Annotated in this window: 24 protein-coding genes, 1 tRNA gene and 1 riboswitch; of the genes, 8 read left to right on the top strand and 17 right to left on the bottom strand. The window is 65.7% G+C overall.

What is annotated here, in order from left to right; all coding sequences use genetic code 11:
• Positions 1 to 33: 33 nt before the first annotated feature.
• On the bottom strand, positions 34 to 2,040 hold the full coding sequence (locus tag QTH90_RS04580) for a hybrid sensor histidine kinase/response regulator (protein ID WP_286663328.1): 2,007 nt from the start codon (positions 2,038 to 2,040) through the stop codon (positions 34 to 36).
• A 181-nt stretch (positions 2,041 to 2,221) separates the two neighbouring features.
• Between QTH90_RS04580 and QTH90_RS04575 the strand changes: the two genes are divergently transcribed.
• Both QTH90_RS04575 and QTH90_RS04570 read left to right on the top strand, forming a co-directional pair.
• Entirely contained in the window at positions 2,222 to 2,716 is a 495-nt protein-coding gene (locus QTH90_RS04575; RefSeq protein ID WP_286663327.1) for a hemerythrin domain-containing protein, read from the top strand.
• A gap of 86 nt (positions 2,717 to 2,802) precedes the next feature.
• Positions 2,803 to 3,204, top strand: a complete 402-nt coding sequence (locus QTH90_RS04570; RefSeq protein ID WP_286663326.1) for a YkvA family protein — start codon at positions 2,803 to 2,805, stop codon at positions 3,202 to 3,204.
• 36 nt (positions 3,205 to 3,240) lie between these two features.
• Here QTH90_RS04570 and QTH90_RS04565 read toward each other — a convergent pair whose 3' ends face one another.
• On the bottom strand, positions 3,241 to 3,441 hold the full coding sequence (locus QTH90_RS04565) for a hypothetical protein (RefSeq protein WP_286663325.1): 201 nt from the start codon (positions 3,439 to 3,441) through the stop codon (positions 3,241 to 3,243).
• Positions 3,442 to 3,756: 315 nt separating this feature from the next.
• Between QTH90_RS04565 and QTH90_RS04560 the strand changes: the two genes are divergently transcribed.
• Positions 3,757 to 5,121 (top strand): adenylate/guanylate cyclase domain-containing protein, encoded by a 1,365-nt coding sequence (locus QTH90_RS04560; protein ID WP_286663324.1) that lies wholly within the window; start codon positions 3,757 to 3,759, stop codon positions 5,119 to 5,121.
• 28 nt (positions 5,122 to 5,149) lie between these two features.
• On the top strand, positions 5,150 to 6,256 hold the full coding sequence (locus QTH90_RS04555) for a TRAP transporter substrate-binding protein (RefSeq protein ID WP_286663323.1): 1,107 nt from the start codon (positions 5,150 to 5,152) through the stop codon (positions 6,254 to 6,256).
• Positions 6,257 to 6,260: 4 nt separating this feature from the next.
• Here QTH90_RS04555 and QTH90_RS04550 read toward each other — a convergent pair whose 3' ends face one another.
• Positions 6,261 to 7,673, bottom strand: a complete 1,413-nt coding sequence (locus QTH90_RS04550) for a TRAP transporter large permease (RefSeq protein WP_286664460.1) — start codon at positions 7,671 to 7,673, stop codon at positions 6,261 to 6,263.
• Between the two features lie 2 nt (positions 7,674 to 7,675).
• Entirely contained in the window at positions 7,676 to 8,215 is a 540-nt protein-coding gene (locus QTH90_RS04545) for a TRAP transporter small permease subunit (RefSeq protein ID WP_286663322.1), read from the bottom strand.
• A 206-nt stretch (positions 8,216 to 8,421) separates the two neighbouring features.
• Here QTH90_RS04545 and QTH90_RS04540 point away from each other — a divergent pair, with 206 nt between their 5' ends.
• A complete protein-coding gene (locus QTH90_RS04540) occupies positions 8,422 to 9,444 on the top strand; it encodes a formylglycine-generating enzyme family protein (RefSeq protein WP_444814707.1) in 1,023 nt (340 codons plus the stop codon).
• A 165-nt stretch (positions 9,445 to 9,609) separates the two neighbouring features.
• Positions 9,610 to 10,563 (top strand): hypothetical protein, encoded by a 954-nt coding sequence (locus QTH90_RS04535; protein ID WP_286663321.1) that lies wholly within the window; start codon positions 9,610 to 9,612, stop codon positions 10,561 to 10,563.
• Here QTH90_RS04535 and QTH90_RS04530 read toward each other — a convergent pair.
• On the bottom strand, positions 10,553 to 11,020 hold the full coding sequence (locus QTH90_RS04530) for a DUF4262 domain-containing protein (RefSeq protein WP_286663320.1): 468 nt from the start codon (positions 11,018 to 11,020) through the stop codon (positions 10,553 to 10,555). The genes QTH90_RS04535 and QTH90_RS04530 overlap by 11 nt on opposite strands.
• Before the next feature lie 269 nt (positions 11,021 to 11,289).
• On the opposite strand from QTH90_RS04530, the gene QTH90_RS04525 reads away from it, so the two are divergent.
• A complete protein-coding gene (locus QTH90_RS04525) occupies positions 11,290 to 11,538 on the top strand; it encodes a hypothetical protein (protein WP_286663319.1) in 249 nt (82 codons plus the stop codon).
• A gap of 114 nt (positions 11,539 to 11,652) precedes the next feature.
• On the opposite strand, the gene QTH90_RS04520 is transcribed toward QTH90_RS04525, so the two are convergent.
• From QTH90_RS04520 to QTH90_RS04500, 5 genes are all read right to left on the bottom strand, one after another.
• A tRNA-Asn gene (locus tag QTH90_RS04520) sits at positions 11,653 to 11,728 on the bottom strand.
• Between the two features lie 123 nt (positions 11,729 to 11,851).
• Positions 11,852 to 12,763 (bottom strand): thiamine phosphate synthase, encoded by a 912-nt coding sequence (locus QTH90_RS04515; RefSeq protein WP_286663318.1) that lies wholly within the window; start codon positions 12,761 to 12,763, stop codon positions 11,852 to 11,854.
• A gap of 23 nt (positions 12,764 to 12,786) precedes the next feature.
• Positions 12,787 to 13,608, bottom strand: coding sequence for a thiazole synthase (locus QTH90_RS04510; protein WP_286663317.1), 822 nt, complete (start codon positions 13,606 to 13,608; stop codon positions 12,787 to 12,789).
• Between the two features lie 15 nt (positions 13,609 to 13,623).
• Positions 13,624 to 13,821: a sulfur carrier protein ThiS gene (thiS, locus tag QTH90_RS04505; protein ID WP_286663316.1), complete on the bottom strand. Its 198-nt coding sequence runs from the start codon at positions 13,819 to 13,821 to the stop codon at positions 13,624 to 13,626.
• Positions 13,818 to 14,930 carry an FAD-dependent oxidoreductase gene (locus tag QTH90_RS04500; RefSeq protein ID WP_286663315.1) on the bottom strand — a complete coding sequence of 371 codons (1,113 nt, stop codon included), beginning with the start codon at positions 14,928 to 14,930 and terminating at the stop codon, positions 13,818 to 13,820. The genes thiS and QTH90_RS04500 overlap by 4 nt, the downstream gene beginning before the upstream one ends.
• 149 nt (positions 14,931 to 15,079) lie before the next feature.
• On the opposite strand from QTH90_RS04500, the gene thiD reads away from it, so the two are divergent.
• Positions 15,080 to 15,925 carry a bifunctional hydroxymethylpyrimidine kinase/phosphomethylpyrimidine kinase gene (gene thiD / locus QTH90_RS04495; protein WP_286663314.1) on the top strand — a complete coding sequence of 282 codons (846 nt, stop codon included), beginning with the start codon at positions 15,080 to 15,082 and terminating at the stop codon, positions 15,923 to 15,925.
• Here the strand turns inward: thiD and QTH90_RS04490 are convergent.
• From QTH90_RS04490 to QTH90_RS04460, 7 genes are all read right to left on the bottom strand, one after another.
• Positions 15,870 to 17,207: a purine-cytosine permease family protein gene (locus QTH90_RS04490; RefSeq protein ID WP_286663313.1), complete on the bottom strand. Its 1,338-nt coding sequence runs from the start codon at positions 17,205 to 17,207 to the stop codon at positions 15,870 to 15,872. The two genes, thiD and QTH90_RS04490, sit on opposite strands and share 56 nt — an antisense overlap.
• Before the next feature lie 74 nt (positions 17,208 to 17,281).
• Positions 17,282 to 17,388: riboswitch (TPP riboswitch) on the bottom strand.
• 94 nt (positions 17,389 to 17,482) lie between these two features.
• On the bottom strand, positions 17,483 to 18,112 hold the full coding sequence (locus tag QTH90_RS04485; protein ID WP_286663312.1) for a phosphatase PAP2 family protein: 630 nt from the start codon (positions 18,110 to 18,112) through the stop codon (positions 17,483 to 17,485).
• Positions 18,113 to 18,216: 104 nt separating this feature from the next.
• A complete protein-coding gene (locus tag QTH90_RS04480; protein ID WP_286663311.1) occupies positions 18,217 to 19,281 on the bottom strand; it encodes an NAD(P)/FAD-dependent oxidoreductase in 1,065 nt (354 codons plus the stop codon).
• A complete protein-coding gene (gene fdxA / locus QTH90_RS04475; protein WP_286663310.1) occupies positions 19,239 to 19,568 on the bottom strand; it encodes a ferredoxin FdxA in 330 nt (109 codons plus the stop codon). Before fdxA ends, QTH90_RS04480 begins: the two co-directional genes overlap by 43 nt.
• A 39-nt stretch (positions 19,569 to 19,607) precedes the next feature.
• Positions 19,608 to 20,942, bottom strand: a complete 1,335-nt coding sequence (locus tag QTH90_RS04470) for a sulfate adenylyltransferase subunit 1 (protein ID WP_286663309.1) — start codon at positions 20,940 to 20,942, stop codon at positions 19,608 to 19,610.
• A 130-nt stretch (positions 20,943 to 21,072) separates the two neighbouring features.
• Positions 21,073 to 22,029: a sulfate adenylyltransferase subunit CysD gene (gene cysD / locus QTH90_RS04465; protein ID WP_286570021.1), complete on the bottom strand. Its 957-nt coding sequence runs from the start codon at positions 22,027 to 22,029 to the stop codon at positions 21,073 to 21,075.
• Between the two features lie 10 nt (positions 22,030 to 22,039).
• Positions 22,040 to 22,846, bottom strand: coding sequence for a phosphoadenylyl-sulfate reductase (locus QTH90_RS04460; protein WP_286663308.1), 807 nt, complete (start codon positions 22,844 to 22,846; stop codon positions 22,040 to 22,042).
• Positions 22,847 to 22,875: the final 29 nt, after the last annotated feature.

The following is a 22,875-nucleotide window of genomic DNA, read 5'->3' as shown; positions in this document are numbered from 1 at the left end:
ACCAGCGCCGACTGTATTGCAGTTGCTTTTTCATCAACCGTCGCGTCGGTGCAGGGCTTGGTGCCGGTCGACAAGGGCAATCAGCGCGTCGAGGTCGACGGGCTTGACGACGTGGTGGTCGAAGCCCGCTTCGCGCGTGCGCAGGCGATCCTGCTCCTGTCCCCACCCGGTCTGGGCGATCACCAGCACGCCGCGGCCCCATTCGAACGCCCGGATCTGGCGGCACACGTCGTAGCCGTTGAGCTTCGGCATTCCCAGGTCCAGCAACGCGACCTCGGGTCGGATGGCCGCTGCCAGCGCGATGGCCTGGGCGCCGTCGTACGCGACGTGAACCTTGTGCCCCAGTCCCTGCAGGGCGTGCGCGAGGCTGTCGGCCGAATCCTTGAGGTCGTCGGCGACGAGGATCCGGCAGGAGGTGGCCTGTGGCAGGTCGGCAGCTGGCGGGAAGTTCGACAGGGGACGCGTGCCTTCAGTCGACGCAAGCGGCAGGCGGACGAAGAACTCGCTGCCCATGGCCGGGCCCTGGCTGCTGGCGCCGATCGTGCCGCCATGCAGTTCGACAAGGCCCTTCGCGAGCGCGAGTCCGATGCCTTGTCCTCCCTGGGAGCGGTTGAGGGTCGATTCGACCTGGCCGAACATCTCGCAGATGTGTTCGAGGTGCCGGGCCTCGATACCGATGCCGTTGTCCGTCACGCGCACCACGGCCTCCTGGCCGGCCCGTTCGGCGGCCAGCGTGATCGACCCCTTGGGCGGGGTGTACTTGGCGGCGTTGATGAGCAGGTTCGAGAACACCTGCGCCAGCCGGACCGCGTCGCCTTCCATGGGGAGTGCCTGCGCTGGCAACACGAGCCTGAATGCATGCCCGCCGGCGTCGATGAGCGGTTGCGCAATCTCGATGGCCTGCTCGATCGCAGTGGCGAGGCTCAGGGGCTGGAGGCGAAGATGGAGCTGCCCGCGGCTGAGTCGCGACGCATCGAGGAGATCGTCGAGCAAACGGGCCATCTGTGTCACTTGCCGATCGATGACGTCGTGGCACCAGGCTGCGGTCTGGCCGGTGGAACGGGGGTGGCGCAGCACGGCGACCGCGTTGCGGATCGGCGCCAGCGGATTGCGCAGTTCATGCGCCAGCATGGCGATGAAGCGGTCCTTCTTGCGGTCGGCATCCCGGAGCAGTTCGTCGGCGCGCCTGCGCTCCGTGATGTCCATGGTGACGCCGAAGCTTCGGATCGGAAGGCCTTCGGCGTCGTATTCGGCCTGGCCGCTGTGCGCCAGCCAGGCTTCCGTGCCGTCGGGGCGCACGATCCGGAACTCGTGGCGAAAGGGCCGGCGTTGGGCGATTGCATCTGCTCGCAGCCGCGAGAAGGTTTCGCGATCGTCGGGGTGAAGCAGGGCGATCACGCTGCCGGGGGTCGGGACGAAGTCCTCCCGGCTCACCCCGAAAAGATCGTAGGTCTGCGCCGACCACCACAAGACACCGTCCCTGATGTTCATGTCGTAGGCGCCCATGCGGCCGGCGCTGAGAGCGAGGTCCAGCCTTTCGTGCTCGATGCGCAAGCGCTCCTCGGCCTGCTTGCGTTCGGTGGCGTCGGCCATGATGCTAACCAGCCGCAGGGCACGCCCGTCCGCTTCGCGCTCCACGACCAAGCCGCGGCCCGACAGCCAGAGCTGGGTGCCGTCGGGCCTCACGATGCGGTATTCGGCGGCGAAGGAATCCTGTTGATCCGCGAGTTCGTGATAGTGATGGGCCAGGTGGCGATCGTCCGGGTGGAGCGCCGCGGCGTACTCGTCGTCGGGCCCGCCCACCCGGCCGCGGCCATCGGGGAGGGTGATGCCGAACAGTTCCATGCCCTCGGCCGTCCAGCTCCGGGTCATCGTCTGGTAGTCGGTTTCCCACGAACCCATCCGGCCGGCTTTCAGCGCGGAGCGGAAACGGGCTTCGCTCTCGCGGAGGACGTCCTCAGCGAAGGCACGTGCGCGGGCATCGGCGCACGGCCCGATGTTCCCTGTCGTGTGGCCGTGATCGCTGGCGCTGTCATTCATGGGCGGGCGTCGCTTTCATCATGTCTGAAGCTGCCATTCGAATCCCTTCCGCTCAAGGGGGGAAACGTGAGCAGCACGGCTCGCGTCGGCGGGATCCCGACGCCTGTCGCGCCTGCATCCTACGCGGCGGCTGGCTACCGCATCCCAGCATCCGTGCTCCCCACACATAAGGAGTCCCACGATGCCCACCACCAAGCGCGCCGCGCCTGATGCCTGCAGCCTTCTCGATGCCGATCATCGCAAGGTCAAGAAGATGTTCGGCGACTACGAGACGCTGACGAAGTCGCGATCGGCCAGCGCGGCCGGGAAAAAGCGAGACCTGGCCAGCGAGATCTGCATGGAGCTCACGGTCCATGCACAGATCGAAGAGGAAATTTTCTATCCCGCCCTGCGCGATGCGATCAAGGAGACCGACCTGCTCGATGAGGCCGAGGTCGAGCACAGCACCGTCAAGGATCTGATCGCGCAGCTGGAAGGCGCGACGGAGGCGGACGACATGTTCGACGCCAAGGTCAAGGTGCTGGGCGAATACATCGATCATCACGTGAAGGAAGAGCGCAACGAGATCTTCGTGAAGGCGCGCGCGGCCAGGAGTCTCGACCTCATGGCGATGCGCGAGCAGCTCGCGGCTCGCAAAGAAGAGCTGATGGACGAACTCACGGGCGCGACGGCCTGATGCCCTGATGTCGGGGAAGCTGCGGGGCGAGGGCGCAAGTCCAGGCTTATGGCAAGCTTCCGCTTTTCTCCGACAAAGGGCTTCGCTTGTCGATCCTCCAGGGCATCCGGGAGTGGGCGCGCCGCGTCAAGCGTGACGCGGTGACGCTCTGGTTTGCCTGCAAACATCCGGGCACCAGCTGGATTCCGAAGTTGATGGCTGCGTTCGTCGTGGCCTACGCATTAAGTCCCATCGATCTCATCCCTGACTTCATCCCGGTGCTGGGCTATATCGACGATGCGCTTTTGCTGCCGGCGCTGATCTGGCTGACGATCCGCATGCTGCCGGCAGACGTTCTTGCCGCCTGTCGCATCCAGGCCGACCAGTGGTTGCGCAGCGGCAACGCAAAGCCTCGCAGCGCGTGGGGCGCCGCGCTGGTCGTCGCCATCTGGATTGGCGTGACAGCGCTTGTGACGGCGCTTTCCTGGGCCTGGCTGCGGCAACGCTAGTCGCTCGGTGGCAGCGCGTTCCAGCGTCTGCCGCAGTCACGAGCGGTCCCGGCGTCGCTTCTCGGCAACGATCCGGACGACCAGGTCGCCTGCGAGCGTTTTGAAAGTGTCGTACCGGTCGGCGCACTCCAGCGGATCCCCGTTGCCGAGGTAGAACTTCGGTTCCCGCTGTTTCTCGTCCAGTCCGTATGCCGTCCTGACAAAAAATGTCTGGATGCGGCGAAAGACGATGTGCATCTGGCCATCAGTGCCAACTGCCCGAAAGATGTCGGTTCGCATAGCCGCTACGCATTCATGATGAAACCGGCTCGATTTCAGTCGCGAACGGGGCGGCACGACGTCGGAAATTTGTCCATGCGGATGGTGGACGCGTCTGACCTTATGCGTATCCCGATGAAGGTCGCGCCGATTTCTTCGTTCCCAACCCACGCCGGCCACCGAAGAATCGCGGTCTTTCTGTCGCCCACGGAGCGCACCGCATGTTGCGGCGCGCAGCGTAGCGCTGCTGCGCCCGCTTTCCTTCGGTAGCGTGCAGCCAACGCGAGCAATATCATGCGGGTCGAGCGCCTTGCGCTTCAGGTTGCAAACTCCATGCTTCCCACGACCCATTACGCGAAAAGCGGTGGCGTCAACATCGCCTACCAGACGGTCGGCACCGGGCCGCGCGACCTCGTGCTGGTTCCCGGTTGGGTTTCGAACCTCGATGTCTTCTGGGAAGAGCCGGCGGTGGTCCGGCTGTTTACACGGCTGGCCTCGTTCTCCCGGCTGATCCTGTTCGACAAGCGGGGGACGGGCCTGTCGGATCGCGTCACCGACATGCCCAGCCTTGAAGTCCGCATGGACGACGTGCGCGCGGTCATGGACGCCGTCGGCTCGCAGCGCGCGGCACTGTTCGGCTATTCGGAGGGCGGCGCGATGTGCGCCCTGTTCGCCGCCACATACCCGGCGCGCGCCTCGGCGCTCATCATGGGCGGCGCCTTCGCGAGGAAGATCAATGCGCCCGACTATCCCTATGGCCCGACAAGGGATCAGGCGCTGGCCTTCGCGGAGGAGGTTGAACGCGAGTGGGGCGGTGCAGTCGGCATGGAGACGCGGTGGCCGAGCCAGATCGGGGACGAGCGATGCCGTCAATGGTGGGCGCGCTACCTGCGAGCCAGTGCGAGCCCGGCCGCTGCTGCTGCGGTATTGCGCATGAACGTGGATATTGACATCCGCCATGTGCTGCCGGCAGTGCGCGTGCCGACTCTGCTGCTGCACAGCCGAAACGATCGTGCCATCGACTTCGGCGCCACCCGGTACATGTGCCAGCGCATCACCGGCGCAAAACTGGTGGAGCTACAGGGCGTCGACCACATTCCATGGGGCTGCGACAGCGACATCATCCTGGATGAGATAGAAGAGTTCCTGACCGGAACGCGGCATGGCATCGAGCCCGACCGGCTTCTGGTGACCGTCATGTTCACCGACATCGTGCGGGCCACCGAGCGCGCTGCAGTCCTCGGTGATCGCAGCTGGCATGACCTGCTGGAGAGTCACCACGCATTGGTTCGCCGGGAGTTGGAACGCTTCCGGGGCCGTGAGATCGACACCGCGGGTGATGGGTTCCTTGCCACATTCGATGGGCCGGCTCGCGCAGTTCGCTGTGCCTGTGCGATCTCGCGGGAGGTGCGGTCGCTCGGGCTGGAGATCCGCGCCGGGCTTCACACCGGGGAATGCGAAGTGATCGGCGACAAGGTGGCAGGCATTGCCGTGCATACCGGCGCGCGCGTGGCAACTCACGCGCAGACAGGAGAAGTGCTTGTTTCCAGCACCGTCAAGGATCTGGTGGCGGGCTCTGGCTTGTCGTTTCAGGATCGGGGGATGCAGCGCTTGAAGGGCATCCGCGATGAGTGGCGATTGTTCGCCGTCGAGCAGTAGGGAGTCACCTCAGTCAAGGAGAATCCGAATGGCTCAAGTTTCGAGGCGCAAGTTCATCCACTCCGCCAGCGTCGGCGCAGTGGGCGCGGCAGCGGCGGCGGTCGTGTCGCCAGCCCTCGCGCAGTCCATGCCCGAGATCAAATGGCGGCTTGCAGCAAGCTGGCCGAAGTCGCTCGACACGCTTTTTGGTGGATGCGAGCAGTTCAGCAAGCGCATGGCCGAGATGACGGACAACCGGTTCCAGATCCAGCCCTTTGCCGCCGGCGAGATCGTCCCGGGCCTGCAGGTGCTCGACGCGGTGCAGAACGGCACGGTCGAGATGGGCAACACGGCGCTGTACTACTACTGGGGCAAGGACCCGGCGATGACCTTCGGCACTTCGCTGCCGTTCGGTCTCAACGGCCGACAGATGAACTCGTGGCTCCGGTTCGGCGGCGGCCAGGAACTGCTCAACGATCTTCTGAAGAACTACAACTGCATCGGCATTTCGGCGGGCAATACGGGCGCCCAGATGGGCGGCTGGTTCCGCAAGGAACTCAAGTCGGTCGAGGACTTGAAGGGCCTCAAGTTCCGGATCGGCGGCTTTGCGGGCTCGATCGTCGCCAAGCTCGGCGTCGTGCCACAGCAGCTTGCCGCCGGCGACATCTATCCGGCGCTGGAGAAGGGCACGCTGGATGCGTGCGAATGGGTCGGCCCTTACGACGACGAGAAGCTCGGCTTCCAGAAGGTCGCGAAGTACTACTACTACCCGGGCTGGTGGGAGGGCAGCGCGCAAGGGCACAACATCATCAACCTCGCCAAGTGGAATGAGCTGCCGAAGCACTACCAGGCCGCGATCACGGCGGCTTCGGGCGAGACGTGGGGATGGGTGCTCGGCAAGTACGACCACGTCAATCCTGGCGCCCTCAAGCGGCTGATTGCCGGCGGTGCGCTGCTGCGCGCATTTCCGCCGGACATCATGGAAGCGAGCTACAAGGCCGCCAACGAGATCTATGCCGGGTTGTCGCAGACCAACCCGCACTTCAAGAAGCTCTATGACAGCCTCGTGGCCTTCCGCGGCGACTCCTTCCAGTGGATGCAGGTGGCGGAGCTGGGGTTCGACTCGTTCATGATGCGCGCGCGCACCCGCACCTAGCCGCTCAGTTCCTTGGCGCGGAAGAGTCGATTGATACGGGCATCTCGGGCAGGGGGATCTCGATGTCGATCGTGGACGGGTCGACGCCGGTCCCCTTGTCGAGCCAGTAGGTGACGCTGCCCGGCCAGAAGATCAGGATGGCGACCAGGATGAGCTGCAGGCACAACCAGGGGATGGCCCCCCAGTAGATGTCCGATGTCCTGATCGATGACGGCGCGATCCCTCGCAGATAGAAGAGTGCAAATCCGAAGGGCGGATGCATGAAGCTCGTCTGGATGTTGGCGCAGATGAGCACGCCGAACCAGACGAGGTCGATGCCCAGCTTCGCGGCGACCGGCGCGAGCAGCGGGATGATGATGAACGCGATCTCGAAGAAGTCGAGGAAGAAGGCGACGACGAAGATGAAGATGTTGGCGAAGATCAGGAAGCCGATCTGTCCGCCGGGCAGGCCGGTGAGCAGGTGCTCGATCCATTCCTTGCCGCCCACTCCCTGGAACACCAGGCTGAACACGCGCGCTCCGAAGAGGATGAACACGACCATGGCCGTGAGGCGCATGGTGGTCCCCATTCCTTGATACAGGAGCGTCCAGGTGAGCGTGCCGTAGGAGGCCGCGAGTGCGATGGCGCCCACGACGCCCATGGCGCCCGCCTCGGATGGCGTGGCCAGGCCCATGAAGATCGTGCCGAGCACGAGAAAGATCAGCCCCAGCGAGGGGATCATGCCGCGCAGGCATTTTCTCCAGAGCGCCCAGCCGCGCAGGGTGCGCGCTTCCAAGGGCAGCGCCGGCACCGACTTCGGCCAGATGACGCTGACGATGGCGACCCATGCGCAGAACAGGCCGATCTGGATCAGGCTCGGCCCGATGGCACCCGCGTACATGTCGCCCACCGAACGCCCGAGCACGTCCGCCAGCACCACCAGAACGAGTGAAGGAGGGATCAGCTGTGTGATGGTTCCCGACGCGGCGATGACGCCCATGGTGTGGCGCGTCGAGTAGCCGTACTTGAGCATCGGCGTCATCGAGATGACGCCCATCGCGATCACCGACGCAGCCACCGTGCCGGTGATGGCGCCGAGGATGGCACCCACGAAGATCACGGCATAGGCCATGCCTCCGCGCACCGGGCCGAAGAGCTGGCCGATCGAATCGAGCAGGTCCTCGGCCAGGCCGCAGCGCTCGAGGATCGCTCCCATGAAGGTGAAGAACGGGATCGCCAGCAACAGGTCGTTGGCGACGATGCCGAACAGCTGATACGTGATGTTGCCCAGGAAGTCCGGCGTGATGAGCCCGAGCCCCATCCCGATGAAGCCGAAGAACAGGCCGGTGGCTGCCAGCGAGAAGGCCGCCGGATAGCCGATGAGCATGAACAGGATCATGCCCCCGAACATCAGGGGCCCCATGTTGTCCCGCAGCATGCTCATTGGAGCGGCTTCTCGTAGTTGAACGCGACGTCGCCCCCCCGCGCGAGGGCAGCGATGCGCTTGATGAGCTCCGAGACGCCCTGCAGGCCCATCAGGGCAAAGCCGACCGGCAACAGGAGCTTGACGGGCCACCGGACGAGCCCGCCTGCGTTCGACGAGGCCTCGTCGATCGCCCACGACTCGACGAACCACGCCCAGGTGAAATAGGTGAGGATCGCGCAGATGGGCAGCAGGAACAGGAGTCCGCCGAAGACGTCGATCCAGAGTCGCGTACGCCCGGACACCATGCCGTAGACGAGGTCGACGCGCACATGCTCGTTCATCTTGAGCGTGTAGGGGGCACCCAGCAAGACCATGCCTGCGAACATGTACCACTGGATCTCGAGCCAGCCGTTCGAGCTCACGCTGAAGAGGTAGCGACTGCCTGCGTTTCCGGCGCTGATCAGGCAGGCGAGCAGCACCAGCCAGTTGGCAACCACGCCGAATTGGGCGTTCAACCAATCGATCGCCCTGCTCAGCCGCAGCAGAACGGACATGAGGCACCTCTTGTCGCCGATGGCGCGGCGCGCGCGTCCTGACTTTGACCGGAGTGTAGTCTCAGCATCCGGCGACTTCCATCGGGTCGCATGGCGAGATTGCCGCACCCTGACCACAGGGCGCAAGATGACACTCTGCTGGAAGCGCCATGAACCTTCTTCGGACATTCCTGACCGCTTCGACGACGAGGAGGGCCGCATCGCAGATGTGCGCTTGCCTGGCGGTGGCTTTGCTGTCCGCCTGCGGTGCCGGGTTTCCTGCCAAGACCTCTTCCAGGACGGAGGGCATTCGTCCAGCCGTCATCGAAAACACCCTCGGCATGAAGTTCGTCCGGGTGCCCGCGGGCCAGTTCATGATGGGCAGCGACGAGTCGCCCGAGAGCCTGGCGCGCAGCTTCCCCGCCTATGCGCTGGCCGACCTGCAAGTGCTCGGCGACGAAGGGCCGCGGCACGCGGTGCGGATCACCCGCCCGTTCTATCTGGGCCAGCATGAAGTGACGGTGAATCAGTTCCGGTTGTTCATCGAACGCTCGGGCTACGTGCCTGAGTCCATTGCCGACGGAACCGGGGGCTACGGCTACAACCCCAGCTACGACCCCGCCCGTTCGGCCCGCGGCGATGCCTTCGAAGGGCGCGATCCCCGGTACTCGTGGGGCAACCCAGGATTCCCTCAGGCCGGCGACCACCCGGTGGTGAACGTCACCTGGAACGATGCGATGGCCATGGCCCGCTGGCTCAGCGAAACCGAAGGGGTGACCTACCGCTTGCCGAGCGAAGCCGAATGGGAATACGCATGCCGCGCCGGCAGCTCGACCCGCTACAACACGGGGGACGAACCCGCGAGCCTGCTCGGGTCGGCAGCCCTGCTGGACCTGGACACCGCGCAACGCTGGCCCCGACGGCTTCCCTATGCCTTGCCCGGACATGACGGCCATGTGTTCACCGCGCCGGTCGGAAGCTTCGCGCCGAATGCCTTCGGGCTTTTCGACATGCACGGGAACGTATGGGAGTGGGTAGCCGACTGGTACGGCGAGAACTACTACGTAGCATCCCCTCGGGACGATCCACGAGGGCCGGGCAGCGGCACGCTCCATGTGCGCCGCGGTGGGTCCTGGGCCAGTTCGGCCCTGTACTTGCGTTCGTCCTATCGGAACTGGAATACCGCCGAGACCCGCTACACGCTGGTGGGCATGCGCCTCTTGCGGGAGGTGAAGGACGGAGACGAATGAATCCCCTGGGCTCCGCCGCAGGGCGGCCATGATGGGGGGGCAGGCTGCGTCATCGACCTCGCGCAATGAGTCGGAGGCGTCGGGAAGCGCAGGTCTCGCGAGTGACTTCCGGCGAGGGCCCTGCGCCCCTAGAATCGCCGACCTTTCAGCAAGGGGCCCCCTACGATGACCGAACCCTTCACCACAGTTCCTGCCTTGTGCGGGCCGTTGCGCCAGCCCCGGCAGATGCTGGCGGACCAGCGCTACGACGGCCATAAATCCATCCACGACGACGCCATGGCCGAAGGGCTGGGACTGCGCGCCGGGCCCATCGAAGGGCCCACGCATTTCAGCCAGTTCGACCCCTTGCTGCATCAGGTGTTCGGCAAGGCCTGGTTCGAAACCGGCTGCATCAGCGCGCACTACCAGAACATGGTGGTCGAAGGCGAGGAGGTTCGGGCCTTTGTCCAGCCTGATCCGGCCCAGCCCCATTTCGTTCGCATCCATGCGGAAAAGCGCGACGGTACGCCAGTCCTGACCGGCACGGCCTCGGTCGGCAGCGCCGACGGGCTGCCACACGAATTGGCACTGCGCATCGCCAAGCTGCGGCCGCCCACGGGCCTGGTAATCAATCGCGACCTTCGGGTCGGGCAGCGTGGCGCGGTGGTCGAGAAGGTCCGCATGGGCTTCGACACCCACATGGGCGATCACTATCCGTTCACGCTGGCCGACAAGCTGAAGGTCATCACCGAGCCGAGTCCGTGGTACGCGCGGGAATCGGGTGCCCAATCGCCGTGGGGGCGCCCGATCATCCCGACGGAGATGATCAGCGTGCTGCTGGGGTCCACGTCCGCACAGTCGGGCCTGAGCGGGCGCAAGCCGGCGGTCGGACTCTTTGCGGGGCAGGAGATCCGTCTCATCAACGGGCCGCTCTTCGTCGACCAGGAGTACGAACTCGAACGCGAAATCATCGCGCTCAGCGAAAGCGCGCGCACCGAATCGACCTGGATTCGCACCCGCGTCTTCGATGCGGCGTCGCGCGTGCTGGTGGCCGAGATGATCCTGAACGGCGCGGTGATGAAGGCGTCCTATCCGGCCTACGAGAGCGAAGCGCGCGCGCTGGCCGGACTCAAGGACTGAGCGAGTCAGTCGCCCCGACATCGAACAGAAACGACTGGGACCGAAGCCGTCTCTTGTCGAATCCGGCCTCCCACGGAAACCGCTCCTTTCCGTCGGGCCAGACGATCTGCACATAGTCGTAGCGGCCGCGCGCGAGTTGCGCTGGAACCAGCAGCTCGACGCGTGTCGTGTCCGCCGAGCGAGGCATCAGGGGAACCTGCGCAGCGCCGAGGATCATCACGCTTTCGTGAACCGGCTCGCCTGCCTTCGCCCGTTCCGCAATGATCTCTAGGACACCCTTGGCCCGCGCCGGCGCGATGCCGAACATGATCAAATCCGGGTGCCTGAAGGTCTTCTGCAAGCCAACCGTGTACACGTAAGTGACGGCTGCGTTTCGCGTGCCGACGCCTGCCATGGCCCAGCCTTCCCGGGCAATGCGGCGCCTGAGAGTCGCGACAACCTCGGGTTGGATGAACATCGATCCCGCCATCTCGCTGCGATGCTGAACATTCGAAGAGATTTCGAGTGCGCAGCGTACTATTTCATGGCCTTCGTTGCGCGCACAAATTACCCACGCTCACTGCCGAGCGCGGTCAACGCGCACCAGTGGCTCCTGTCGAACGACGGCAACGCCGCGGGCAGGGCAGTGCTAGTTGCACACCGTGGCCATAGCGCGTGCGGTCGGGCTGGCATTGGCGCTGAAGACGGACGTTGTCATACTGAGCCTCCCAATACTTGGAGGCTCCCATGACGATTGAGGCTGCTTACAGCAACGGCTGCATTAGCTTCGCGATCTACCCTGACGGTACAGGCACAGCTCGCGTCGTCGCGCGGATCACTGAGGAAGCACTGCAGGACCACTTCCGCGCAACCGGTGGTGCAGCGCACTTGATGCAGGTCTTTAGTGCGAACGAGGCGACGATCGTCGACAAGGCCCTCGAGCGATTCGCTCAGGCTCCTGGGTTTCCCGTGTTGCTGCGCAGCGCCGACTTCTAGGCGGCGACGCCGACATCGACCGCGTCTAAACGAGGCCGTGAATAAGTGCCCCACAAAGGAAAAAGCCCGCTACCAAAAAGATAGCGGGCTTTCCAGAGGCCTTGCGGCTTGTAGTGGCTCCTCGACCTGGGCTCGAACCAGGGACCTACGGATTAACAGTCCGGCGCTCTACCGACTGAGCTATCGAGGAACAAGCCTCAGATTATAGCGTGGTTTTTTGGCCCTTTCGGCAGACACACATCGAATCGCAACTTCTGCACAAAAATTTTTGAGGCATCGCGTCCCTGGAGTGGATGCGCGTAAACCTAATCGTTCATTTTCCGTGGCAGATGGCCATCAGCCGGGCCGCTGCGGCCTCGGGATCGGCATCCGCCACCAGCGCGCGAACGACTGCCACGGAGCCCACGCCCGTAGCCAGCACTTCGGGCATGCGCGCTGCATCGACGCCGCCGATGCCGACTTGCGGATAGCCGCGCAAGAGTCGCGCGTAGGCGCCCAATCGTGCGACACCTTGCGGCGCAGTCGCCATCTGCTTCAGCGTGGTCGGGTACACGGCGCCCATGGCGATGTAGCTCGGACTCACCGCGTCCGCGCGCACCATCTCCGCGTAGCCGTGCGTGCTCACGCCCAACCGAAGACCCGAGGCGCGAAGGGTCTGCAGTTCCGCCGGCGAAAGCGCGTCCAGATCTTCCTGGCCGAGGTGAAGCCCATAGGCGCGCGCAGCGATGGCCGCCCGCCAATGGTCGTTGATGAAGAGAAGGGCGTCGGTGCCGCGAACAGCTTCGACGGCTGCATGCACCTCGCGTTCGATCGCTTCCGCGTCGCCGGACTTGAATCGCAGTTGAACCGTGGGGATGCCTGCACGCGCCATGCGTCCGACCCACTGCGCATCGGGGAGCACGGCATAGAGGCCCAGGTTCGTGGGGCACTGCGGGAATGCGTCGTCTCGCGACGACGGCGGGAAGGGGCGCATGCCGAAATCGGCCGGGTTGTCCGGCCACGCGCTCGCTTCGAACGAACCGCTGCGTAGAGTTTGTGCGCGCCACGCGTTGGCCAGGCATTCGGCGTCGACTTCGATGAAGCCGAGCACGGCACAGGCCTGCTTCGCGCCGCGGTACACGGCGTCGTCGGACGAGAAGGACGACGCAGCGTTGGAGGAGGTCTCTCCAAAGCGCGACGCGTGTGCTGCGACGATGGCTTGCGCGATGGCATTGGAATCGGTCATTGCAGTGATGGCGTTCATTGCCGTTATTGCGAAGAGGCGTGATGCCAGAACGGCGTGCCGAGGACCGGAGTGCTCGGTTGGGCCGATTCCTGCGCGGCCATCGCGCCCGCGCGATGCGCGTCCCGTCCGGCCTGCACCGCATCCGCGAATGCACCGGCCATTGCGATCGGGTCCTGCGCCAGCGCGACGGCCGTGTTCAAGAGAACACCGTCGTAGCCCCACTCCATGACCTGGCAGGCGTGCGAGGGCAAGCCCAGGCCGGCATCGACGAGCAGTGGCACCGAAAGCCGTTCGCGCAGCACCTGCAACGCGTAGGGATTGACGGGTCCGCGCCCGGTACCGATCGGCGCGGCCCAAGGCATCACCGCCTGGCAGCCGACGTCGACCAGGCGCTGGCACAGCACCAGATCTTCCGTGCAATACGGAAGCACCTGGAAGCCGTCGCGGATCAACTGCGACGCTGCATCGACGAGGTTCAGCGTATCGGGTTGCAAGGTGTAGTCGTCGCCGATCAGTTCGAGCTTGATCCAGGGCGTGTCGAAAAGCTCGCGGGCCATCTGCGCCGTCGCGATCACCTCCTGCACGCTGTGGCAGCCGGCCGTGTTCGGGAGCACCGGCACGTCGAGACGTCGCAGCAGCTCCCAGAAGCCGTTGTCGTTGCCGGACGCGTTGGGCGTTGCGGTCTGGCGGCGCAGCGAGGCCGTGAGCATCGCGGGCCTGGCGCGTCGCACCGCGGCTTCGAGCACGTCGGGCGATGGATAGCGCGCGGTGCCCAGCAGCAGCCGGCTCTGGAAGGTCTGGCCGTAGAGGACGAGCGGGTCGTGGATGGATGCAGTGGTGGTCATGGCGTGGCCTGGGTTCTAGCCGCCCGTCACGGGGCGGATCACTTCGATGCGGTCATCGGGGCGCAGCAGGTGCGATGCGTAATTCGAGCGTGGGACGAATTGGCGGTTGACCGCTGCGGCAAAGGGCGGCGTCGCGTTGATGAGGACAAGTGCGTCCGACAGCTTCGCCTCGGGCGGCAGCGTGTGGGGCACGTCGTTGATCAGGATGTTCATGGTGTTGCGGGTTCCAGGCTGGGCGCCATGTCGAAGCGGCGGGCGAGCGCTGAATGGCCGGTCGCGAGCAGTTCCATGGCGACGTCGAGGATGGCGGGCGCGATCATGAAGCCGTGGCGGTAGAGGCCATTGATCTGCATCACGCCCGGCCGCGGCTGGCGCACGGCCGGCAGATTGTCCGGCAGGGTGGGCCGGCATTGCGTCGCGATCTCGATGATGCGTGCTTCGGCGAACCCGCTGTGCACCGAGTAGGCCGCGCTCAGCAACTCGAGCGTCGATCGCACGCTGGCCGGCGACATGTCTTCCGACTCGATTTCGGTTGCGCCGATCACGAAGACGCTGTCGGGCTTGGGAGCGATGTAGAGCGGATAGCGTGGGTGCACGAGGCGTGTGGGCCGTCGCAACGTCACCTCGGGTGCATGCACGCGAATGACTTCGCCGCGCACGCCGCGCAGTGCGTTCCACTGGGGGCGTGCCCCCAGGCCGCGGCAGTCGATGACGCGTTGGGGTTGCCCGGGTTCGCCAGGGGCGAAGTCATCGGTGGTTCGCGCCGCGTGCCAATGCAGTCGAACTTGTGGTGAAGCTTCGAGCGTTGCGAGGAGGGCAGCGAGCAGCGCGCGGTTGTCGAGTTGGCCTTCGTCCGGCAGCAGCAGCCCTTGGGCAAAACGCTGGCCCAGCGAAGGCTCCAGCGCCTCGATGCCGGTCGCGTCGAGCGACTTCATCTTGGGTAGTTCGGGCACGACCTCGCCAGTACGCGCGAGAACACGCGCGAGGCGCGCGGCTTCCGATGCGTCTTGGCGATGCCACAGCACCAGCGTGCCTTCGCGCTGAAAGAACACGGGCGCGGCCAGCGAGGCCACCAGGGTCGGCCACCGGTCGAGCGCGTAGTGGCCCATGCGCACCACCGAAGCCGGCGCAACGGCGGATTCCGCCAGTGGCGCCAGCATCGCGGCCGCGACACGGGCGGCAGCGCCTTCACCCTCGGGGCCGCCTGCTTCGAACAGATCCACCTTGCACCCGCCCTGTGCCAGCGTCACCGCAAGCAGGCGCCCCATGAGGCCACCGCCGAGGATCGCGGCGGTGCGAAATGGAAGATCGACCTTGCTCATGTCAGCTCGCCGCGCCGATCGAAACCGGCGCCTCCAAGATAAAGCCAAAAATACCGCGCGACCGGCTCCGCCGGGTCGCTGGCGTTGCGCCCCGGAGAGGGAGTGTCCGAGCCGCAAGAAGTGGGCGAAGGTGGGGGTAAGCTCGTGCCATGACCATTGCATTTTCCCGCTACGCCCGCGTGCTCTCGATCGCGGGTTCCGACAGCGGCGGCGGCGCCGGCATCCAGGCCGATCTCAAGACTTTCGCGGCGCTGGGCTGCTACGGCATGACGGCGATCACCGCGCTCACGGCCCAGAACACGCTCGGCGTGTCGGGCATTCATGGCGTGCCGCCGGCCTTTCTGAAGGCGCAGATCCAGGCGGTGGTCGAGGACATCGGCGTCGATGCCGTCAAGCTCGGCATGCTGCATGCGCCGGAGATCGTCGAGGTCGTGGCCTGGGCCATCGATCACTACAAGCTTCCGAACGTGGTCCTCGACCCGGTGATGGTTGCCACCAGCGGCGACAGGCTGATCGCGGCGGAAACCGTTCAGGTGCTGGTGCGCGATCTCTTTCCGCGAGCGGTGGTGGTTACGCCCAATCTGGACGAGGCGGCATTGCTGATCGGCCATGCGATCGACGGAGTCGATGCGCTGGACGACGCGGCCAGCGAGCTCCTCGCGTTGGGGGCAAACGCCGTGCTGCTCAAGGGCGGACATCTGCCGGGTGACGACGTGGTCGACCTGCTGGCGGAAGCCGGTGGCGATCGGCTGCGGCTGGCGTCTACGCGCATCGCCAGTCGCAACCTCCATGGCACGGGTTGCACGCTGTCGTCGGCGATCGCCGCGCACCTGGCGCTCGGCTACGCATTGCCCCAGGCTGTCGAACGCGCGCGTGGCTATGTGGTCGCCGCCATGGAGGCGGGCGCGGATGTCAAGGTCGGTGCGGGCCACGGCCCCCTCAACCACGGCTTTGCGCCAGTGCCGACGGTCCGCCTGCCGGCGACGGACGTGTGAGCCAGGCGAGCACGAAGGTGATCGCCAGGGTCGGCAGCGCGGAGCCCCACTGGGGCGCCCACGCCGCGCAGCCGTGATAGATGGCGATGCCGCCGATCCAGATGGCCGAAGCCGCGATGTCCACGCGGCGCGTGCCCACCGCCACGACGGAGCCGCCTGAGCCCAGTCGCCCGAGGATCACGCCGTAGAGTGGCACGAAGACGGAACTCAGCAGCAGCAGGAAGGGTTCGAGCGAGTGCATCGGCAAAACCAGCGCAAAGGCAATGCAGACCACGGCGAGCAGCAGGCCCCAGCGCCGCACGCTCCAGCGCGGCTGCAGGCTGTGGGCCGAGACCGAACCCGAGTAGACGTCGCCATACGCGTTGTCGAGTTCGTCGATCAGGATCAGGCCCAGCGCGACCAGTCCACCCTGTGCCAGCAACAACGCCGTGACCAGGCTGGCACCGGGCTCTGCCACGCTCACCACCATGACACCGAGCGCGTAGCACCAGATGTTGGCCACCGCGTAGCCGATCCAGGTTCCGCTGAAGGCGCCGCCCAGTCCGCCCGAGCTGCGCTTGCCGTGGCGCGCATAGTCGGCGACCAGCGGAAGCCAGGAGACAGGCATCGCGATCACGAGGTCGAGTGCACCGAACATGCCCATGCTGCCGTCACCGGGGCGCGTCCAGAAGGCATCCAGGCCCCTGGCATGGAGCCGTGTCGCGAATTGCCATGTCAGCCACACGAGCGAGAGCACGACCAGCGGCAGCCCGAATCGGCTCACGAACCGGCGCACCAGCTTGACCATCGAGCCCGCCAGCAGGGCGAGGAGCACGCCGCCCCAGAGCAGCGTCGTCACGAGTGAGCCCAGGTTGCCGTCGAGCGACCAGCCGAACGCCTGCCGGCCGATGGCCTGGGTGCCTTCGCGCATGATCACGATCTCGAAGGTGGTCCAGCCGATCAGCTGCACGATGTTCAGCACCACCGGAAGGCGAGCGAAAGCGCTCCCATAGGTGGCGTGCATCAGGCCCGCGCTGGCGAGCCCGCTTTCGCAGCCCAGGCGTGCAGTCCAAGCGAGGAGGCCCGCGCCGATGCACGAGCCGAGCACGATCGCGAAGACCGCGTCACGCGTGCCGACAGCGGGGACCAGGTACGCACCGATCTGCATGACGAGCAGGCCGACGCCGAGGCTGAACCACAGCGCCATGTGGTCGTGCCACCGGAACACGCGTCCTTCGTCCCGCAGGGGCGTCAGGGCCTCGTTGGCGCCGTCCGGCGCGGCATCGTTGTGTGTGTTTGCCATCCATTTGCTCCCGTGCAAATTGTTTGGCAGGTGGGCAAGGCCCGGCGGTGGGACCGGCACGCGAGAAAACGTGGCGGCCGCCGGACCAGCTTCCCTGCGCGAGGATTACCTCAGTCAGGTTCAAAGGGACTCTCTCAGCCGGCCCACGGGTTGTGGCAGGTCGGCACCCCTAGCGTTGCTTCAGTCTGGCGAAGCAGGGTGAATTGTAGAGCGATGCGTTCCCCGGTAGCGCTGGCGGCGTGGCGCCGCAGGCCGGACGGCGAGGGGAATCGAATTCAGGCGTGGCGGACCGTGGCCCGCGATTCGAGAGGCGCAACACCTCGTTCCGGTGTGCCTTTCGGCCGAAGAGCGTTCTGCGCATCGTCGCGAACGAGCCTCGGAAGGATGAAGCGCTGGCTCCAGCGCACCAGAACCCAGAACACCGCCGTGATCGCGCCGGCCAGCAACAGGCCAGCGACGATGTCGAAGGGGAAATGAACCCCGACGTAGACGCGTGCCCATCCCGTGACAACCGCGATCGCGAACATCGCCAGCCCTGCAACCCGCAGGGCAGGGCGCATGGAGAAGATCAGCGCAACGGTGAACATCACCGATGCATGTGCACTGGGCAGTGAGCCGCGTGCGCCATGCGTGATGTGCGACGGGCTCAGGCCGAGCGCGAAGGGGCGCGGCAAGTTGATGGCGTCCGCCAGTGCATGGGCGATGACTGCCGCCACGCCGGCGGCGGCGAGCGTCCCCATCGCGTACGCCCTTTGCGACGGGCATCGCCAGGCGACCCATCCCATGATCGCGACGCAGGCCCAGGACGCGCCGTCGGCGAGGACTGACGCGATCCACAGCAACTGTGGATGGGGCGTGTGGCCCGCGGCCAGCCACTGAAAGAGGGAGATGTTCAGCGCCTGCATGCGAGCATCGTAGGCTCGCGCGGTGTCGATAGCGTGAATTCTGCGTTCACACGCCGTTCAGGGTCGCAACGATCTGCGTGCGGGGAGTTCCGCCGCGGATGCACTCAGTGATCGACGCCCAGAAGGGTGTGCAGCCGGGTGCTGGTCGTGGTGTATTGAAGGGGGATCGACTTGTCGGGGAACACGATCGTCGTTGCGCCCCAGGCTGCCAGCGTGGCTTCGTGGAAACCGCAGACGATCAGCTTCTTCTTGCCCGGATAGGTGTTGATGTCGCCCACTGCGAAGACGCCGCGCTCGCGCGTTTCGTACTTTTCGGTGTCGACCGGCACTTGCTTGCGTACGAGATCCAGGCCCCAGTCGGCAATGGCGCCAAGCCGCGGCGAAATCCCGAGGCAGCCTATGAGTGCATCGAATGGCAGCGCCACGGTCTGCGCGTCAGGCGTGGCGATGTGCAATTGGGCATCGTCGAAGCCGACTGGCTGGCCCACGGCCAGGCGCATCGTTCCGGCGGCGATGCGCTCGCGCAGCGCGGCGACGGTGGCGTCCCCGGCCTGGAAGACGTCTCGCCGATGGAGCAAGGTGACCTGCTTCGCAATGGGGATGAGCGCCAGTGCAGTTTCGAGCGCGGCATCGTCGCCGCCATTCACGACAACGGTCTGCCCGGCAAAGCTGTCGAGCGCGTCAGGGTGGTAGACGAGCCGCGTGTCTGCCAGCCGCTCGATGCCTTCGACGGCAATGCGTTTGGGCACGAAGGCGCCGACCCCAGCCGCGATGAACACGGTTCTCGCCAGAAAGGCGCTGCCCTTGTTCGTGCCCAGCAGCAGGCGCCCATCGTCCTGGCGGGCGAGGGTCGCGACCTGTTCTCCGAGGTGGAATTGCGGCTTGAAGGGGGCGATCTGCTGCAGCAGCGATTCCACGAGGCCGCGCCCGGTGGTCACCGGCGTGCCTGGAATGTCGTAGATCGGCTTGTCGCCATACAACTCGACGCATTGGCCGCCGGCACGGGGCAAGGCGTCGACGATGTGGCAGGAAATTTCGAGCAGGCCGAGCTGGAAGGCCTGGAACAGCCCGACCGGGCCCGCGCCGATGATCAGCGCGTCAGTTTCGATGGGGCGTGATGACGTGCTCAGCGCACCAGCTCCGAGATCTTGTCGGTCTTGTCTTTCCACTCTTCGGCATCGGGCAGCGCCGGCTTGCGCTTGGTGATGCTCTTCCAGCCATCGGCCACGGCCAGCTCGGCATTGAGCTTGATGAAGGCCAACTGGTTGGCGGGCAGGTCTTCCTCCGCGTAGATCGCGTTGACCGGGCACTCGGGAATGCAGACTGCGCAATCGATGCACTCGTCGGGATCGATCACCAGCATGTTCGGCCCTTCACGGAAGCAGTCGACGGGACACACGTCGACGCAATCGGTGTATTTGCAGCGGATGCAGGATTCGGAGACGACGTGGGTCATGGTTCTTGACGAGAGGAATGATCGGGAAAACCCCGAATTTTAGGCCTTTGCGGCCGCGGGACGCACCAGCACGGCGGCGGAGGTCCGGTGAGAGGCGGTGTCGACGAGGATCAGCGACCCCAGCGCGCGCGATTGCGTGAAGGGCAACACAGCCAGCGGCTGCTGCAGACTCAGCACCACATCGCCGATGGCATTGGCTTCGAGCTGATCGGCCGGCTCGGAATCAAGCGTCGTGATATTCACCCGATCCACGATGCGCGCGACCTTGGCCTTGACCCATCGGTGACCCTGCAGCGCCCAATAGACGCGTCCCGCCACGAGCGGCTCGTCGTCGAGCCATGCGATGGTGGCGATGATCTCGCGCGACGGCTCGAAAGCGCCGGGTTCCAGCAGCCAGTCACCGCGCGACACGTCGAGCTCGCGATCCAGCACGATGCCGGCGCTGTGCCCCGCATGCACGGTCTTCGGTTGGCGCGTGTGGCTCAGCACCTGCGCGACGGTGGCGGTCTGGTTGCTCGGCAGCACGGTCACGCGCTGGCCGGGCTCGATGTGCCCGCTGGCGACTCGGCCCCAGAACACACGGCGGCCGCGTGAGGTGTCGGCCGAGGCGGAAAACTTCTCGACCCATTGCACCGGAAAGGCGAAAGGCACGGCTTCATCCTGCTCGGTGACCGGCAGTTGTTCCAGCAGTTCCAGCAGGCTGGGGCCTTCATAGCCAGCCCAGTCGGGGTGGCGCGAAGCGACGTTCCAGCCCTTGAGCGCCGAGATCGGCACCGTGGCAGCGACCCGCACGCCTGCGGCTTCGGCGAAATTCGCAAGCGCGGCAGAAATGCGCTCGAACGCCAGTTCGGCATCGTCAATGGCGTCGAGCTTGTTGACTGCGAAAACGATCGACTGCACGCGCAGCAGATGGCACAGCAGTGTGTGGCGGCGGGTCTGCGGCAGCAGTTCGCGCTTGACGACCTCGCCATCGCCGACTTCGGCCGCCCAGGCCAGCTTGGTCGCATCGACCAGCACCACGGCCGCATCGGCGCTCGAAGCGGCCGTGACCATGTTGCGCGTGTACTGCTCGTGACCGGGTGCATCGCCAATCACGAACTTGCGGTGCGCGGTCGAGAAGTAGCGGTAGGCCACATCGATCGTGATGCCCTGTTCGCGCTCGGCCGAGAGGCCGTCGGTCAGCAACGCCAGATCGGTCTCGCCGCCGCGCTGCACGCCAGCCAGCTGATCCTGCAGGACGGTCTTGCTGTCGACCAGGAGGCGGCCGATCAACGTGCTCTTGCCGTCGTCCACGCTGCCGCAGGTGATGAAGCGCAGCGCCGCGCCGGTCTCGGCGGCGTGGGTTCCAGAGGGAGCAGCAGTCGCAATAGTCATATTCGTCTCATTCAAAGCGGGCCCATCGCCCTCAAGTCCAGAAACACCGCGGATCCGGCTCCGCCGGTCCGCAGGTGTTGCCCCCGGCGGGGGTAGGCGGCCACACGAAGTGGGCAAGCCTGGGGGCGAGTCAAAAATATCCGTCTTTCTTGCGCTTTTCCATCGACGCTTCGGACGTCTTGTCGTCCATGCGCGTGGCCCCGCGCTCGCTCACGTCGGCGGCGAGCGTCTCGATGACCACATCGCCGGCATCGGCGGCAAGGCTGTCGACAGGGCAAGTGCACGTGATGTCGCCGACGGTGCGGAAGCGAACATCGCGGACCTCGATCTGCTCGCCGTCACGCGGCGGCGTGAGTTCGGTCACCGGCACCAGAAGGCCGCGCCGCTCCACCACTTCGCGCTTGTGCGTGTAGTAGATCGAGGGCAGGGCGATGTTCTCGCGCTCGATGTATTGCCACACGTCGAGCTCGGTCCAGTTCGAGATCGGGAACACGCGGAAGTGCTCGCCGGGCGCTAGGCGCGTATTGAAGAGCGTCCACAGCTCCGGGCGCTGATCCTTGGGCTGCCATTGGCCGAAGCTGTCGCGGTGCGAAAAGATGCGCTCCTTGGCGCGGGCCTTTTCCTCGTCGCGGCGGGCGCCACCGATCAGCGCGTCGAAGCGGAATTCCTCGATGGCTTCGAGCAAGGTGACCGATTGGTGCACGTTGCGCGATTCGTCCGGGTGCGCGAGCCGCACCGTGCCGCGCTTCATCGAGTCCTCGACGTTGCGCACGATCAGCTCGGCGCCGAGTTCCTTGGCGCGGGCATCGCGGAAGTCGGTCACCTCGGGGAAGTTGTGGCCGGTGTCGATCATCAGCAGCGGGTAGGGAATACGGCCGATGCCGAAGGCCTTTTCCGCGCACTTGAGCAGCACCAGCGAATCCTTGCCGCCCGAGAACAGCAGCGTCGGCCGCTCGAAGGATGCGGCGACTTCGCGCAGGATGAAGATGGTCTCTTCTTCCAGTGCATCGAGCTGTGTGTTGGAAAGGCGCGCGAGCGACTGCGATGTGGATTGCAGCAGCAGGTCGGTGTCGGTACGGGCGTTCATGAAGCGGGGCTCAGTTCGGGATGGCACGAATGGGGATGGCACGGTTCGGAAGCGGTGAGACCGCGGACAGGGGCTCGAAAGCAGCGGGCTCCTCGCCCTCGTGGCTACCGTCGGCGGCGACGTGCAGGCCGCACTCCTTGGCGCTTTCCTGCTCCCACCACCAGCGTCCCGACCGGAAGTCTTCGCCGAGCGTCACGGCTCGGGTGCAGGGCGCGCAGCCGATGCTCGGATAGAACTGGTCGTGCAGCGGGTTGTAGGGCACCTTGTGGAGGGCGATGTAGTGCCAGACGTCGCCCCAGGTCCACCGCGCCAGCGGGTTGAGCTTGACGCGCTCGGGCTGCTGCTCGATGAACTCGACCTCGGCACGCGCGCCGGATTGCTCGCGTCGCAGGCCCGTGATCCAGGCGCGCTTGCCGGCGAGTGCCCGCTCGAGCGGCTCCATCTTGCGGATGTGGCAGCAGGCCTTGCGCAAGTCGAGGCTGCGGTACATCGCATCCTCGCCGTTCTCCTTGACGAAGGTGGCCGCATCTTGTTCGACGGGGCGGTACACCTCGACTTCCCGGCCGTAGTGGGTTTGCAGCCGGTCGAGCAAGTCCAGCGTTTCAGCGTGAAGCTTGCCGGTTTCGAGCACGAAAACGCCACTCTGCACCTGGAAGCGATGCAGGATGTCCGTCACGACCATGTCCTCCGCGCCCAGGCTGGAAGCCTGAGTGATCGGCGTGAACTCGGCGGCCGCCCCGCGCAGCAGGGCCACGGTTTCGGCGAGCTTGTCGTCGAAATCGGCGGAGGGCTTGGCGTAGAGCGAGATGGCGTTCATGTCGAATTGGCTGGGCGTCGGGGCGCTGG

The organism is Variovorax flavidus, from assembly GCF_030317145.1.
GTDB classification, from domain to species: Bacteria; Pseudomonadota; Gammaproteobacteria; order Burkholderiales; family Burkholderiaceae_C; genus Variovorax; species Variovorax flavidus.
Note: the sequence above shows the minus strand (reverse complement) of the source record. Positions and strands in the feature narration are given on the sequence as shown.